Source organism: Pullulanibacillus pueri, from assembly GCF_014639255.1.
In the GTDB taxonomy this organism is placed as follows: Bacteria; Bacillota; Bacilli; order Bacillales; family Sporolactobacillaceae; genus Pullulanibacillus; species Pullulanibacillus pueri.
Genome location: NZ_BMFV01000010.1, coordinates 86,015 through 101,378, shown reverse-complemented (window position 1 = coordinate 101,378; position 15,364 = coordinate 86,015). Strand labels below are relative to the sequence as shown.

Annotated in this window: 11 protein-coding genes; all 11 read right to left on the bottom strand. The window is 37.7% G+C overall.

Features of this window, described 5'->3' with window-relative positions; all coding sequences use genetic code 11:
• Nucleotides 1-55: 55 nt before the first annotated feature.
• Nucleotides 56-637 carry a hypothetical protein gene (locus tag IEV91_RS08445; protein WP_188496985.1) on the bottom strand — a complete coding sequence of 194 codons (582 nt, stop codon included), beginning with the start codon at nucleotides 635-637 and terminating at the stop codon, nucleotides 56-58.
• A 15-nt stretch (nucleotides 638-652) separates the two neighbouring features.
• Nucleotides 653-1,822: a ParM/StbA family protein gene (locus IEV91_RS08440; RefSeq protein ID WP_188496984.1), complete on the bottom strand. Its 1,170-nt coding sequence runs from the start codon at nucleotides 1,820-1,822 to the stop codon at nucleotides 653-655.
• Nucleotides 1,823-2,318: 496 nt separating this feature from the next.
• Nucleotides 2,319-4,265 (bottom strand): FUSC family protein, encoded by a 1,947-nt coding sequence (locus IEV91_RS08435; RefSeq protein WP_188496983.1) that lies wholly within the window; start codon nucleotides 4,263-4,265, stop codon nucleotides 2,319-2,321.
• A gap of 201 nt (nucleotides 4,266-4,466) precedes the next feature.
• Nucleotides 4,467-4,721 (bottom strand): N-6 DNA methylase, encoded by a 255-nt coding sequence (locus IEV91_RS08430; protein WP_188496982.1) that lies wholly within the window; start codon nucleotides 4,719-4,721, stop codon nucleotides 4,467-4,469.
• A 141-nt stretch (nucleotides 4,722-4,862) separates the two neighbouring features.
• Nucleotides 4,863-6,677: an FAD-dependent oxidoreductase gene (locus IEV91_RS08425; protein ID WP_188496981.1), complete on the bottom strand. Its 1,815-nt coding sequence runs from the start codon at nucleotides 6,675-6,677 to the stop codon at nucleotides 4,863-4,865.
• A gap of 88 nt (nucleotides 6,678-6,765) precedes the next feature.
• Nucleotides 6,766-8,136: a hypothetical protein gene (locus IEV91_RS08420; RefSeq protein ID WP_188496980.1), complete on the bottom strand. Its 1,371-nt coding sequence runs from the start codon at nucleotides 8,134-8,136 to the stop codon at nucleotides 6,766-6,768.
• Between the two features lie 79 nt (nucleotides 8,137-8,215).
• Entirely contained in the window at nucleotides 8,216-9,718 is a 1,503-nt protein-coding gene (locus IEV91_RS08415) for an extracellular solute-binding protein (protein ID WP_188496979.1), read from the bottom strand.
• Between the two features lie 68 nt (nucleotides 9,719-9,786).
• Nucleotides 9,787-10,647 carry a carbohydrate ABC transporter permease gene (locus IEV91_RS08410; RefSeq protein WP_373284411.1) on the bottom strand — a complete coding sequence of 287 codons (861 nt, stop codon included), beginning with the start codon at nucleotides 10,645-10,647 and terminating at the stop codon, nucleotides 9,787-9,789.
• The gene (locus IEV91_RS08405; protein ID WP_188497006.1) at nucleotides 10,641-11,603 is read right to left on the bottom strand and encodes an ABC transporter permease; all 963 of its coding nucleotides are present in this window, start codon (nucleotides 11,601-11,603) and stop codon (nucleotides 10,641-10,643) included. Before IEV91_RS08405 ends, IEV91_RS08410 begins: the two co-directional genes overlap by 7 nt.
• A gap of 333 nt (nucleotides 11,604-11,936) precedes the next feature.
• The gene (locus IEV91_RS08400) at nucleotides 11,937-13,700 is read right to left on the bottom strand and encodes a cache domain-containing sensor histidine kinase (protein ID WP_188496977.1); all 1,764 of its coding nucleotides are present in this window, start codon (nucleotides 13,698-13,700) and stop codon (nucleotides 11,937-11,939) included.
• Nucleotides 13,697-15,244: a response regulator transcription factor gene (locus tag IEV91_RS08395; RefSeq protein WP_229745481.1), complete on the bottom strand. Its 1,548-nt coding sequence runs from the start codon at nucleotides 15,242-15,244 to the stop codon at nucleotides 13,697-13,699. Before IEV91_RS08395 ends, IEV91_RS08400 begins: the two co-directional genes overlap by 4 nt.
• Nucleotides 15,245-15,364 lie beyond the last annotated feature (120 nt).

Sequence of the window (15,364 nt, the reverse complement as noted above, 5' to 3'; positions counted from 1 at the left end):
TCTCAAAACTAAAGTCTACCATTCTGATTAAAAAAGAAGGTAGACTTTAAAATTTTCACTTATTCATTTTAGAAAGAAAATCGCCTAAAAGGTTGTCCAAATCATCCTCTACCTCTTCATTTTCAGTGGCGTCGCTATGCTCTATGTCTTGCCAATCAAAATCATTAATATCATCCGAAGTGCCTTCATCGGCTATCGCTATCTCTTGAGTAGCCTCATGATGCTCTTCCTCTTCCATCAGATCCAGAGAGTTCGCTTCTTCCTGCTTGTCCTCTTGTAAATACAAAGCTTCATCAATATCTAAAGCGTTACTGTTGAGAGAAGCAAGTAAAGCCGTCGCTCGTACTGGATCCGTTAAAAGCTGATAAATAATACTGCCAAGGACAGCCTCAGAATGTTCATGCTTTAACCAATCGCGTTGGGACTTACTCAGCTTTTTAGGCAGGGGAATCGTAATCGTCTCCTGTTCCTTTTTAACAGATTGACTGACACCTCGCATAACATATTCAGCGATACAACTCGAAAAATTTCTTCTCTCTGTTTCTTTTAATTTTTGTAGCTGTTTTAATAGATGATCGGGTGTATCTGAGGGGACACGAAAGGAAATCGCTTGGCCCCTCTTTATTTCAGCTTTCATAGCCTCACCCTACCCTCACTTCTTAACCGTCTCTTTAGGCTTTGATTTCTCGGTCTTCTTCACAAAATCAGCAATCAACTTATAATAAGCATTTGCCATCATCCAAATACTTTCCTTTTCATCTTCAAAAAAATCAATATTGTATCCGTCTAAATTATTATTTAACGTCTTTATGTAATCCTTTAAAACATTGGCTCCGCCCCCGACAAAGTAGCAAATTTCGGTTTGTGAGTTTTTTTGCCAAACATTACGCAATAAACGGTATTCTTTCTTCGCGAGTTCAAGAAGAATCCGATCAGTAATATCATGGACACTGGTCCGACTGCCCTTAACCATAATATGATTGCGGTCTGTTTTTCTCGTAATGATATCGACCACATCTAAACGACTATCTAATTCCACTCCGTGCTTCGAGCGAATTTCTTCTCTTATCGCTTCTAGAGATTCCGAAACACCCAAATTAAATCCTTGAGCCTTGTCATCATCAACGGTTCGATTCTTAATAACGGCAATATCTGTTGACAACCCACCAATATCTTGAATGAGGATTCTTTTATTAATCAAATCTTTATTAATGATTTTCAAATCATTATCCATCACTAAATTAATGAATGCCGCAAAGCCTTCCGGATAAACCTTGATTTCATCAAATTTAATATTGACCTTTAAACCTTGGTACTTTGGTGTTACAAGGAACTCGACTTGATGGACAGAACCAATGAGCTTGGACCGATAGCCAGCATCTTTCCCTTCTTTTACTTCACGAAGTGGCAACCCCGTTCCCAAGGTATAATTGGCATCAATCACATTTTTTGTCCGTGGAAATTGCGATGTATTTTCCTCTCTAACCGCATCTAAAGCTAATGTGGCTAAAAGCATGATTAAAGTTTGATCTTCTTCTGATTTACTACTTCCGGGATCCAATTCTGTTGCATTATTCGCCTTCGTTGCCAGATGACCTACACGAAAAATCACATTGTTCTCCTTTAAAGCAGGGGAGTGGACCTTAATATGGATGCCATCAAGAGGATTCTTATGATCCAATTCCTCAATGCCGATCACCGGCCGATCTTCCGTGTCGATAGCCACAATATTAGGGATATTGACCTCATATTCCCTTTCCCCAAAAAGAGCCTTTATTGAATCATTTCCAACATCCACAGCAGCAATTCTAGATGTTGCCATATACCTCATTCCCTTCCAAATTGTTTGATAGATTTTTATGAGCTTAAACCTCAATTGTTTCTATTAACACTATTCGCCTCTTTTATAAGGCTTGTGGAAGGGAAACTAGAAACGTAAACACTTTGTAAACTAACTCTTTTTGTATACATTTATGAAAACTCTAGTAACAGATTTGTACACATCCCGTCACATCAATATGTAAACACTGTTGTTTTCTTGTAAACAAATCACCTCGAATGTAAAGGCGTCAGTGGAAGTGAGGCGGTTTTGTCAATAGGATCTGTCGTGTCCCAATGTCAACATGAATAGTTCATAGAAAAAAGGAACTGTAGTCAACGACCCACAGTTCCGGTGTGAAAATATTTTATATGTGATAACATGGCCCTAACAGCAGTCATTGTCATTAATTACAAGCCTAGCCTCATAGAATGGTGGCCTTTCGACTTTATTGATATCGACAGTCAAACGGATCTTTACAAGCTACGATTTCACCTATTTATGCCTCTGGTTTCTCCTTTTTCACAAGCTGAAAAGCCTTTTGCAATTCCAAAACCTCGGTACGCAGATGTGTGAATCCTTCTATATCCGGCACCTCTTTAACTGTGGGGATCTGATCATTGTCAACGGCCAGGGCCATCGTTTCAAAAACATATAACCACTGTGCAAGAGTCTCATCAGGGATTTTCCCGCTATTCCCGGTTTTTAAGCTTGTATCCAAATAGTGCTCTATTTGCTCAATGGAGAAAATCACTGGCCACAGTGAATCTATTCGCTCCTTATTACTAAATAACTCGCCTAGAGCCGTGTTATACAGCGTCATTAAATTTGTAAAATTAGTCTGCATTTTACTCCGTTCGCTAATCTTCGTATAGTGAGTCCTGTGACTATGTCTTGAGAACATCGCTAGAATTAATTGCCCCTGGCTCCGTATTGTTTTAGCAATTAAATGATTTAAAAGCTTAGAGGCCGACCGACTTCCTATTAAAAGAGCACCTGCAAGCCCAATAAGACTTCCAACAATAATATCCGTTGCCCTTACTGTAGCAAAGTAAGAGTAGTCAAAGACCTGTGTTGAATACTCTGCCATGATTAAAGCAGAGGGAGTAAAGAACAGTGCTGCCATCCCATAGTTCCTGACAATAAAAAGTTCTGTTACGAAGGTTAGACAGAGGATAACGAGAGCAATGATATACCCATTATGTACCGTGACAAGAATTAGACCGGCAATGAGTAGGCCAATAAGCGTTCCAAACATACGTTGCACCGCTCGATGAAAGGTAGCAATGATCGTATTTCCAGACATTACAGCCGCACAGGATAAAGGAACCCAATACGACCTTTCAAAAGGAAAGATATGAGCGATAAGTGCTGCAATTGTCAGAACAACTCCGTACTTAATTGAAGACAAGAAAATAATAGATTTTTTATCAAACGCACCTAAGAAAATGGTTTTTAAGGAAGGCCTATCGACTTGTACCTCCTGATCAATCTTGTCCACATTCTCATTTAGAATGGCATCTGCATCATAGATCTTTTCAAGGATTTCCCCGACTTCCTTATTCATGTGAACAGGCTGAAGGATCTTCCTATCATTTTTCTTTTTTGAGCCTATACTCTCTGATAAAGCTCGAACGGATGCCCCTAATTCCGGTGGAAAGGCGCTGTTTTTTCCGTTAGAATATGCGACGACATCTATATATATGGCATTTGCATATTCATTTAATAAGTAGAGTCTTTTCCAACCGTTCGCTTTGACCTTGGTAGAATATCCCGATAAAAGAACGGATTCCGTTTGATTCAAAGCTGAAATCATTCTGTTTTTAGCTGCATGAAGCTGACTTGTTCCTACCGCATCCATTAGACTCGCTAATTCCTTATATACTCTTTTTACAGCATTGATTTCAGGACCATGAGGATTCTTAAACCAACCTAACATAGAGATGACCCACGATAATGCCCCACCTAAGAGCACAAATCCCGCACGTAAAGGGGCAAGGGATGGATCACTAGGCATGCCGGTCGTCATCGCAAAACACAAGACAAAAAATATTGCGGAAGGACCAGTAATTTGTAATGCACCAAAAACAAAAATGGCAATCGCACCAATAACCCCCATCACAATATCCGCCCCTATAGGGTAAGGTGCAAGGAGAGTTCCCAAGAAGACCGAAAGAGTGATGCCTATCATGACAAAGAATATCTTTTTAGCTCTTTGTACATATGGGATGTCAAACACATATAAATAGGTGAAAGCGCCAATACAAGCGAGTAAGCCATAATCCAAGTGCCCCAATAACATCCCAATAAAAACAGGTAAAGAAGCTGCCAATCCTGCACGAAAGGCTTTTAACCAAGGAAAAGGGTTTTTGTTGACTTTAAAAGCCTGCTTAAAGACCGTTATTACCCTTCCCCAGAATAATTCCCTCGATTCAATATTTTCCATTCATAATTCCCCTTTTCAAGCACAAACCTGGGTAGTTTTTTCCATATTAGATTTACATCTATATGTCTACCCATCCTTTATTTTAACATGTCCACAATCGGAAAATAAAAAACCTTAATTACACCCCCTGGCCGGTTCACCACGATTTAAATAAAGAGAGGCTAAGTACCCCTCTCTGATTTCCTTTTTTTATTTTTTTGATTACTTCCAGAAAAGTTCCTCCCACTTTTCATGACTTACTTTGATCTGATTACAAAAAATTTGGAATCCATATTTTGACCACACATCATTATGAAATGCATCTGCGCGGTTTTTACCAATATTTCCCTCAAGTCCACGAATAGCAAGATTCATTTTACAAGGTTTCCAAGTGGTAGATATAAGCTCTCTTCCAAAAATCGACAAATGTTCTCCTTCGCCTTGATGACGTAATACAAACTTTTCACTTTGAACCATTGTTTTAACACACTTTACGATCGGTAGAATTCATCGCCTCTTTGCTTTCACACTTGCAAGTATGCCTAAATAGTATTCATAAAAAAGCGAGGTAAGACCTTTATTATCAAAAGGTTTTACCTCGCTTCGTATTATAAGTGTTTATTCACATCTCACTTCGATGACTCTTGCATGATCCAACCCATTTGTGCTGAATACCTCAAGTCGCAACTCGGACAGCTTTTTCAGATCCACTTTGAAATGAACTTGACCATGATAATTATTTTTAACATGTGCAATATCAGTTTCGCCTTCCGCATGCCTTGCAACTAATTTAAATTCTTTTAATGTTTCGGGTTGCGCCTGCCCCCATACCATTTTTTCTTGGAGACCATCAGAATGAGATAAACTAAGAAAACGATGTAGTCCTGTATCTAAAACAAGTGTTATCTTAGAAACCTCAACAGGCTCTTCCCATTTTAATTCTAACCACGGACTTGCGTCATACGGATCAGACATCCAGCGATGAGTTCCAGGACGAGTTAAATCAGGTCGAACCCCTTTTTCACCATGAACAGATCTAGTAAAACCATCCACAACATTTTCAGCCTTTCCTAATTCCTGCTCAGAAGATGCTCGAATATTTGCCAACCGTGCCAAATTCCCTTCAAAAAATTTACCAGGAAGAAATGCGCCTTGGCGGATCAACTGCTGTTGGGCTTCCTTAATAAGATTCTCATCTCGCCAAGCCTCTTTCAAAGGCTTTTTATAATGAACTGTAAGTGCTGCAAAGGTTCCTAATCCTTCTCCCATCACCGCACAAGTTGCCATCACACGTGTACTTGAAAACGCAATGTGAGTTGCAGATAGATTTCTGCCCGCAAACATAAGATTGCTAACATTCTTACTAATCATAGATCGCAAGGGAATCCCGTAAATATAAGGAGTGTAAGGTTGATCCGCTGGCTCCGTTTCCTTCGCATCGATTCCTGCTGGAGGATGCCGGTCCATCGACCATCCTCCATAAGCAATAACATCATCAAAATGAACTGCCTGCTCTAAATCATTTTGAGTTAAAACATGTTGACCAATAAATCGACGTGATTCTCTTTTCCCTGGTAGAAATCCAAACCAATCTAATGCCCAATTTGCAGATTCAGGATGATTTCCACTATTCTTGATGTGATCCCAAACACCAAGCATTATAGCTAGCAATTCATCACGGATGATTTCATTGTCTTTAATAGTATCCATGGTCCCGCCGTACTCGACCCACCAAAACCCATATTCCCATGATTCATGGTTCCTGAATTTCAGATCTTCCTCTGTAAATTTTCTAGCCCATTCAGGAGGTGTAAATACCACTGGTCTCCCCATATCTCTAGCAGTAAATAAAAGTGATGATCCTAACCGATGGGCATCGCGGTTTCTACTTGCGCCAGACTCGTTGAACTCATCGGTTGCCTCTCGTCCTGTTGTATAAAGGGCTTCAGCCTCATAACCTAATCTTCCATCCCCAGTACAATCTACAAAAATATCAGCAGCAATTTCAAAGTAATCTTCCGTACTCTCTCTTGATGCATAGGCAGCAATGATCTGATCACCATCCTTCTTTACACCATTAACTGTTGTATTTAACATCAGCGTTAGATTGGGCTCTGCCCGACACTTTTCATAAAAAACGAGGTCCAACATACTTGCACTTCTCTGTGGGTTGCGCACCGCACACTCAAGCATGATTTCTTCTATAATCCCCGTTTCTCTAGCTTCAGTTTCTAACTCCTTCCCTCTTGGAGAAGCACCCATGATATGCATACGAACTTCAGAAGAACTATTTCCACCTAAAACAGGGCGATCCTGACAAAGAATGACTTTTGCACCGTTACGGGCCGCTGCTAAGGCAGCAGGAACCCCCGTTGGGCCGCCTCCAACAATTAATATTTCTGTTGATAACTGTATTCGATTTTGTTTACTCACCCTTCAACCTCCTTACTCACAAAGTAATCTGCAATCTATATAAAGCGCTTACGAAAATAAAGTTACAAAAGAATTTTTTGATTGAGACCTAGCTATATATAAAATGTGCACTTGCTTTACAAGTCTTTCGAGGGATAATCCTTACCCAATGTGCACTAAATCCTGAAGGAAACTCATGATGAGAATACCCATGTGATTCAACCTTTATCTCCTTATATTTGTTCCAACTTCCGTTACCCAAAAAATCAATCTCAACATCAAATGTTACTTCTACATCAGAATCATGGGACAAATGTAAAACCTTATGGTCAAAACCCGTCATTAAATATGGATCAGAAGGAAATCCGGCCTGGACCTCTTGTTCCCACCAAGGCCCCCCCCACCCTTTTGGCTTCCCAAACTTCCAAAGATCATCTGTCTTACCAAACCATAAGTTAGATTGTGGCTCTCCAGCCAACTTATTAGAATCAGAAATTGGGGTAACTTGGTTCCCTGCCAGTACTAGAAGACCTCTCCACGAACAAAAGTCTGGAACCATGCGTAAATGAGTGCTAATTGGGCGAATCCCCCATATCTTCTCATCATACGCTGTATGTGACAGTTCATAAAACATTCCATGGAAATCCATAAGTAATCGTTCAGTCTCAACTTCACGAATTCTTGGCCACTCCGTAAACCACATATGATCCATTGCTTGTGTTGCTTTAGGTAGACGATACGTTGACCACTGACCATTAATTAATACTCGGAGAATTGCAGAAGCCTTATCAAATCCCGTTGCGAATAAAGGACTCATTCCTGATGAGGTAACTTCACAAAATGGACGTCTCTCCAAAATGGACCATTCTTTCCCATCCCATTCCGCCAATCTCCCATCACTTTTATCCCCTAAATATTCTCTTTCATCATAGGTATTATTGGCAACAATGATTCGCCCATCCTTCGTCCACCCTCCTTTAAAATGTGGGTAACAATCCTCAGAGACTCCAAGTTCTTCTAATAAATTAAATAGTCTTGTAACCTTTAGAGAATATACATTAACTTCGAATAAAAGTCCTTCCATTGTCAAAACATAAACCATATTCTGGGAATCTGTTAAATGCGGCATACAGGCAGTCAAACGATGATCAATCAATTCAGTAATTGTTCGCACATTTCCCTTTGTATTAATAAGATGGGGTCCAATCATCAATTGACTTGATTCTGAGTGTATCATCCGATTAGCATACGTTCCAACAACACTTTCAGGATGCTTCCTGATCTCAAAATGTTCGTTGACCTCAAACAAACCAGTTCCATTACCAGATGAAGATGTGTGGGCCACATAAGTAATAAACCAAAGCTTTTTTGCCCATGGCATCACTGCACCAATCCCTGTTTCTGTTCGCGGCCCTTCAATATCCGCCACAGCGGTCAAGTGTGGCACAACGCCACCAATATTATAAACTTCTTTGCTCATGTTAACCTCCTTAAAAATTAATGAATGCTCTGTTAAAAGAGTCCCACTTTAATAGACTCAGACAAGACTTATTAACTTTCTACTTGATTAAATCAAGATCTTTCAATTGTTTCTTTGCGCTATCTAAGTATGACTGGTATTTAAATGTTGTTTTCAACTTTTTAAGAAATTGATCATATTCATCAAGTGATCTTTTTCCGTATATAAACTTAGTAATTTCTTGTTGTGCAAACGCATCAGCATCCGCTGGGTTATACCCGTCTGGAATATTGACATAACTATTAAGTGCTTGGATCTGAGGCTGATTATCGGCAAAGGTTATATATTTCTGTTGTTTCGGGAATTTTGTCTTTAAATATTCTTTTTCTGGACGTCTCGTAAATTGATATAACCAAAAGTAACCACCCTCTTCATCCAATTTAGGCTTCGTCACAACTTTTCCATCCTTTAAATCGTAGTCTCTGCCTTCAACACCGAATTGAACCAATCTATTGCCTTCCTTCGAGGAAACATAATTTAATAGTTCAAAAACTTTATCTAGCTTCTTCGGATCATTCTTCAGACCTTTAGGAATCGCAAAGATCGCTGGTGTCGCACCTGTATCCCAACTTCCATTATACTGACCTCCAGGACCCTTTGGAGCTGCAATTTGAACCCATTTTGCTTTAGGATTAGCCTCTTTGATCTGTTTGACAAACTGATCCTTGGTAATATTCGGCCAATCGAGCCAAACGATGCCTACCTTCCCTTGAAAGGCTTTATCTTGATGCTGCAGACCAGTATTAGCCATTAAATCAGGATCAACCACGCCTTGACTCACTAAATCCTTGATAAAGGACAGTGCGGGTTTCATGTCAGGGTCAAAGTAGGCATTAACTAATTTTCCGTCTTTTACATAGAAATCCCCAGGCATACCAACACCAAAAGCACCAAATATAGGAGCAAAGGCATTAAGTTGACCTCCAGAAATACCATAAGTATCTTTCTTTCCATTACCATCAGGATCATCATTAGTAAATGCCTCTGCAACTTTCATCAAATCATTAATAGTTTTAGGTTCTTTAAGACCTAATTTATCAAGCCAATCTTTTCGAACCCAATAGGTGTTATAATTAATGGTTGGTCGAGCAGCAATCGCATAAAGTTTACCATCAATCGTTCCTTTTTTAAGACTTTCCTCACCTATGAAATCTATTGTGGTTTTTAATTTGTCTTTATAGGCTGATAAATCTAGAAGAAGTCCTTTCTCCGCATACTGTTGAAGGGTCTGGTGATCGATGACTGAAAATAAATCTGGGTAGTCTCCTCCAGCTAAGCGTGTATTTATATTATTCTTATAATCATCACCTGAAGCTGTAACAGAAAGATCAATATTAACCCCGAGCTTTTCACTAAGCTTTTTATTAATGATATCCTCATCCTTTGGAGGTAAATGGTCCCCAGTCTCTATTATTTGTAAGCTATTGACCTTTTTTGAAGCTCCAGAGTCCGTTTTTTCTGAGGAACAGCCAGCTAACACCATGCTCAGGATTAAAAATATAATCACAAATAAAAACACATGTTGTTTGAATCTACTTCTCATTTTTTAGCTCACCTCATGCAATTTTTAGTTATCATTAACTCTTCTACAAAATAAAAACTTTGGAGAAATCATCCTTTAATAGACCCTAATAACATTCCTTTCATAAAATATTTTTGAACGAAAGGATAAACCAAAATGATAGGTAAACTTGCAACAATGACTGAAGCCATTTGAATGGTAACTGTCGGAATAGATACATCTGGATTGTTTAACTGGTCCTGAGTTTGCATGATAATATCTCGAATGACAACTTGCAAAGGAAATAAACTACTATCGGTTATATATAAAAGGGGCTGCATGAATTCATTCCAGTGACCAGCAGCATAAAATAAACCGATAGTCATCATAACTGGTATAGAAAGTGGTAATACGATTTTATAGAGAATATAGAACTCATTTGCCCCATCCATTCGAGCAGCTTCAAAAAGTTCCTCTGGTAGGGTTTCAAAAAAACTCTTCATAATTAATAGATTAAAAGCTGCGATGGCATTAGGCACAATCATTGACCATATCGTATTAGTTAGTCCTGTTGCATGAACAACGATATAAGTTGGGATTATCCCACCATTAACCAATAAAGTTAGAACCACTAAAAATAAAATAAAGGTTCTCCCTGGAATGTTCTTCCTGCTTAGTGGGAAGGCCATTAACAATGACAGGATCAAATTTATAAAAGTTCCCACGATTGTTACAAATACAGTGACTCCAAATGCATGGATAACTTTGGATTGCCCTAGTATTTCGTTATAAGCTGCAAGTGTAAATTTCTTTGGTAATAAAATGAAGCCACCGTTCTTTAGGACTTCAGAGTATGGAGTTAACGATGCTGACAACACGTACAATAATGGGAAAACGGCAGTGGCGGCAATGAGTAAAAGCAACACTATAATGATAAAGTCAAAGGAATGCTTCTTAACCTTATTCACCAAATTCCACCCCCCCATCTTTTGGCTAATCGATTTACGCCTAAGACAAGAATTAGGCCGATAACTGATTTAAATAACCCTACTGCTGTCGCTAAACTAAAGTTAAGTTGCTGCAATCCTGTACGATATACCCATGTGTCAATAATATCCGCTACTGGATAGACCTGAATATTATAAAGAATGTAAACTTCTTCAAACCCAGCATCCAATATATGACCAATTCTGAGGATAAAGAGTAAAATAATGATATTTCTTATCCCAGGTAAAGTAATATGCCAAATCATCCGCATTCGATTGGCTCCATCAATCTTTGCAGCCTCATATAATGAAGGATTGATTCCTGTTATTGCAGCAAGGTAGATAATTGATCCCCATCCAATTTCCTTCCAAACATCTGAACTGACCAGTATGGATCGAAACCAATGTGTTGATGTTAAAAATGAAATCGTATTTCCTCCAGACTCAACAATCCAATGATTAATTAGTCCTGTACTTTGTGATAGAAACGCAACTAAAATTCCATAAACAATGACCCAGGAAAAAAAATGGGGAATATAACTTAGGGTCTGTACCCACCTCTTCATCCAAGAGATTCGACATTCATTTAGCAATAAAGCCAATATAATAGGGGGAGCAAACCCAAAGATTAGTCGGTAAAAACTGATAAGAAAGGTATTTGAGAGTAGTTCAGTAAAATAAGGTGAATTAAAAAAGGTTTGAAAGTACTTGTACCACGGGTGAGCCCAAGGACTAGCTATCATTCCATCAACTAAACTGTAATTCTTAAAAGCGACTATTACTCCATAAAGTGGCACGTATTTGTAAATGATAAACCAGATAAGCCCAGGTAAGAGCATTAAATACATCGCTTTATATTTCCAAATATCTCTCCATTTTCTCCTTATTTTAGAAGAATAACTTACAGGTGTCTTAATTTCCTTCTCTTTTTGTAAGTCCATCATAGTATCGACGACCTTTCTCCTAGATTCCTTCTTTATATCCCTCCAAATCTTAAATATCTGCATATTAAATTAGACTATTTGAACTTTAGACATTCACCTTTGGCTAAAATTAGAAAATGTCAATACGCTTTCATGAAAATCTCTTTAATTCAGTAAAGTAACCCCTTACAAAAAGTCGTTTTTTAATTACCGTCACAAATTTATATATTCCAACCTCTCTTCGTCCCACATCCCTTCTTGAAATTTCTCTCCAACAACCCATTCCGTACTTATAATTATAGACAAGAAGTACGTTTGCTTATATGCATAAAATTTGCAAAAACGTATAAATTATTGTTCTTCTGAATTATAAATAAATTCAGCTGGCATTTTTATTCGTACTAGAGTACCAACCTTCTGGCGGCTTACCACTCTTAAACCATATGTTTGGCCAAAACTCATTTGTATACGCTCATGAACGTTAACAAGGCCAATCCCATTAAATTTTTTTGAGTTACTTTCATTCTTATGATTAAATAATTGTGCTTGTTGCTGTTTGTCCATTCCTAAGCCATTATCACGGATATATAGCTTCAAATCATTTTCCGAAATAACACCATTGATTGAAATAATGCCATACCTTTTCCCTGGAATAATACCGTGGAAAATTGCGTTTTCAATAATTGGTTGTAAAGTGAATTTGGGGATAAGGCAATCTAATGCTTCCCCGTCAACATTAATCTCCAAATGAAACTTTTTACCATAACGAACCTGTTGAATTTGCTCGTACAATCGAATTTTCTCCAATTCTTCCTTTAAAGTAACTTTTCGTGAAACATTATCTAAAACATAGGAAATGAGCCCTACCAACGACCGGACCGTTTCACGTATTTCTTCCATCTTTTTTTGCTTGGCTAAGCTACCAATACAAGCAAGAGTATTGTATAAAAAATGAGGCCCTATTTGGCTTTGAAGCATTTTTAATTCATAATCCCTTTTCCGTTCCTCCATGACTTTGATTCCAACAACAAGTTCCTTAATTCTCATTAACATCGCGTTATAACTTTTCTCCAGGTTCCCAATTTCATCTTTGCGGTTTATAGGCAAACTAGATATATTTTCAATTTTTTCTACTGCATTCATGTGCGCAGCTAATTTTCGTACAGGGTGTGTGAAAGAGCGGCTGATGACTAAAGAAGCTAAAAGCATGATTACAATCCATATAAAAGCGACATTTTGATATATTTTGTACAAGTTTTTGATACCTTTATTAAATGAGCCTTGATCACTGAGCTTGACAAGATACCATCCAAAACGGTTTGTTTGATTTATCACAGCAACAAGAGACTGATCTTTCACCTTTAGGTATTGAACTCCCGTAGGTAATTGACTTAGCTTTTTAATAAACTTCGAATCAATCTTTGGAGGATACCCTCTTTCATAGGGTATAATTGGCTTTTGGCTTTGGGTATCTATCACATTTCCTTTTGCCGTCATCACTAAAAAGGTTTGATTTTTGTATTGATAAGATGAGGTTAGTTTTTTTGTCAGTTTATTAAGATCAAGTTCGGCTATAATGGCTGCAAGCGGCTTATTTTTATTGTTTTTAAGGAGAAAAACTGCAGCAGCAGTATTCCCAGAAAGATGGGAGTAATAAGGTTCACTAATACTCATTCCACCTTCGTGCTTTTTAGCAAATTGATATAACCGTTGCAGATGATCATTACCAATTATTTCAAAAAATAATTGCCGGTTTGAATATACTGTACCATTCTCCTTTACAATATATAGGGATTTTACTATTGTATCGTGTGAACTCGTATACTGATTTAAAGATTTACTGACAATTTGCTTGTTATTATTTAATAATCTTTCTTGATCGGAAGACAAATACAACATCATATCTTGCACATCCTCTAGATATTTGGACAATAATTGACTATCCCTCTCTCCTATTTTTTGTGAATAGTCTGTCAAATTATGACTTAATAACTTTTTTGTTTTCTCTAAATTATAGGAAACCATTGCTGAGAATAAAGTTAACGTGACAAGAGATAAACAAACAAATTGTTTTGTGGCAATACCTAGTCGTTGAAAGCGTTGAATTAACCTCATTTGTTATTCACCCCCTTCCTAAATGCACTTGGTGTTAGCCCCGTTTCCTTCCGGAAGAGACTAACAAAATAACGATAGTTAGGAATTCCAACTTTGTCTGCAATTTCATATACTTTTAAATCAGAATTCTGTAAGAACTCTATTGCTTTCTCAATACGTACATTTTTGACAAACTTATTAAATGACTCTCCTACTTCTTTATGAAAAAGACGGCTCAAATAATAGGGACTTAAATTGACCCAATCCGCAACCATTTGCAGACTAAGGGTTTCTCCAAACTTTTCACGAATAAATTTTTTGGCAAATCGTATTTCCTTACGACATTTCTCTCCACCCCCATTCTCTAAATCAGATTTAAGGAGTTCAACCATTTGAGAAAGTGTTGTTACATCTTTTAATCTCTTTATTTCTCCAGTATAGTCTTCATTAAAGTTCCAATTTTGTTGCCACTCTTTTCTCCACCTTGTGACCAATCGCTTGAGATCTTCAGGAAAAATACGATAATTATTTGCCCAGATAACAAAATCCTCACTTAAAAATGTGATGAGACCCTGTCGATCCCAACCCACCTTATACATTTTCTCGTCAATTTCCTTTTGCTTAGGCTGATCCAAATAAGTAAAAGATGGAGGCTGTCCAACAAATACGAGTGTTTTCTCGTCATAAAACCCCACATCTGCCCAAAGATCCGTTTGCCTCACAGTATCAGCAAAATCCTCTTCTTCAACTATGCTGTTGCTAACAACGCCATATATCCTGCAATCCCCATATATATAAGGTAATTGCCTCTCCAAGGTGCTATTAATTTCTGAAACCACGATATGTAATCGTTTGCAAATCAATTTAACATCATCAGGTTCATCAAAAAATAACAAACAGTAATCACAAATTTGATAAGGGAACCATAAGAAGGATATGGAAGTGTCTTTCTCTAACTTTATTAGACTTCGTTGTATTTCTTGGCTAATTAGCAACTTACCCCTCGATTGAGCTTGAACAAATATCCTTACAAGTCTAAATGGAAAAGTTAATTGATGGCCTTCAATAGATAGTTGTTTGTAGAAAGCTGACCATTGATTTGAATGTAACTTCACAGCCTGGTAAAAAAGCCTTGATCTTTGTAATCGTCGTTGTTCTGCCTCAGCAATTTGATAAGATTGTTCACATTCAATTTCATATTTTGCCTTTTCTAATGACTCAGATAACTCATCATCATCAAGAGTAACTTTCATCAGATAATCAAGTGCACCAAGTCGTAATGCTTCTTTTGCATAATTAAAGTCACTATAGCAGGTCAATATAATAAACTGAATTTGCGGATATACTTTTCGGATATTATCTATAAGTTCAATCCCTCCCATTACTGGCATGACAATATCGGTAATAATGACATTTGGAGTATACTCCTTACAAAATTGCAGTGCCTCTTCACCATTCTCAGCTTCTCCAATAAGTTTTGCTCCATTGTTTTCCCAGTCAAATAATCTTAATTCCTCTCTAATAGGTAGCTCATCATCAACAATCAAAACACTTATAACATCCATCTCCAATGTTAATCGCCTCTTTCTATTTAGAATGTCTTATTTTGTAATCACTAAAACAAACATAATGAAGGCATTACAATGAGTGAAGAATAATAGATTAGGTGGTTTATAGATCATTAA

Excerpts from the sequence above, each read along its gene's own strand:
- IEV91_RS08445 (WP_188496985.1), bottom strand. The coding sequence starts at position 637 with ATGAAAGCTGAAATAAAGAGGGGCCAAGCGATTTCCTTTCGTGTCCCC.
- IEV91_RS08440 (WP_188496984.1), bottom strand. The coding sequence starts at position 1,822 with ATGGCAACATCTAGAATTGCTGCTGTGGATGTTGGAAATGATTCAATA.
- IEV91_RS08435 (WP_188496983.1), bottom strand. The coding sequence starts at position 4,265 with ATGGAAAATATTGAATCGAGGGAATTATTCTGGGGAAGGGTAATAACG.
- IEV91_RS08430 (WP_188496982.1), bottom strand. The coding sequence starts at position 4,721 with ATGGTTCAAAGTGAAAAGTTTGTATTACGTCATCAAGGCGAAGGAGAA.
- IEV91_RS08420 (WP_188496980.1), bottom strand. The coding sequence starts at position 8,136 with ATGAGCAAAGAAGTTTATAATATTGGTGGCGTTGTGCCACACTTGACC.
- IEV91_RS08415 (WP_188496979.1), bottom strand. The coding sequence starts at position 9,718 with ATGAGAAGTAGATTCAAACAACATGTGTTTTTATTTGTGATTATATTT.
- IEV91_RS08405 (WP_188497006.1), bottom strand. The coding sequence starts at position 11,603 with ATGGACTTACAAAAAGAGAAGGAAATTAAGACACCTGTAAGTTATTCT.
- IEV91_RS08400 (WP_188496977.1), bottom strand. The coding sequence starts at position 13,700 with ATGAGGTTAATTCAACGCTTTCAACGACTAGGTATTGCCACAAAACAA.
- IEV91_RS08395 (WP_229745481.1), bottom strand. The coding sequence starts at position 15,244 with ATGGATGTTATAAGTGTTTTGATTGTTGATGATGAGCTACCTATTAGA.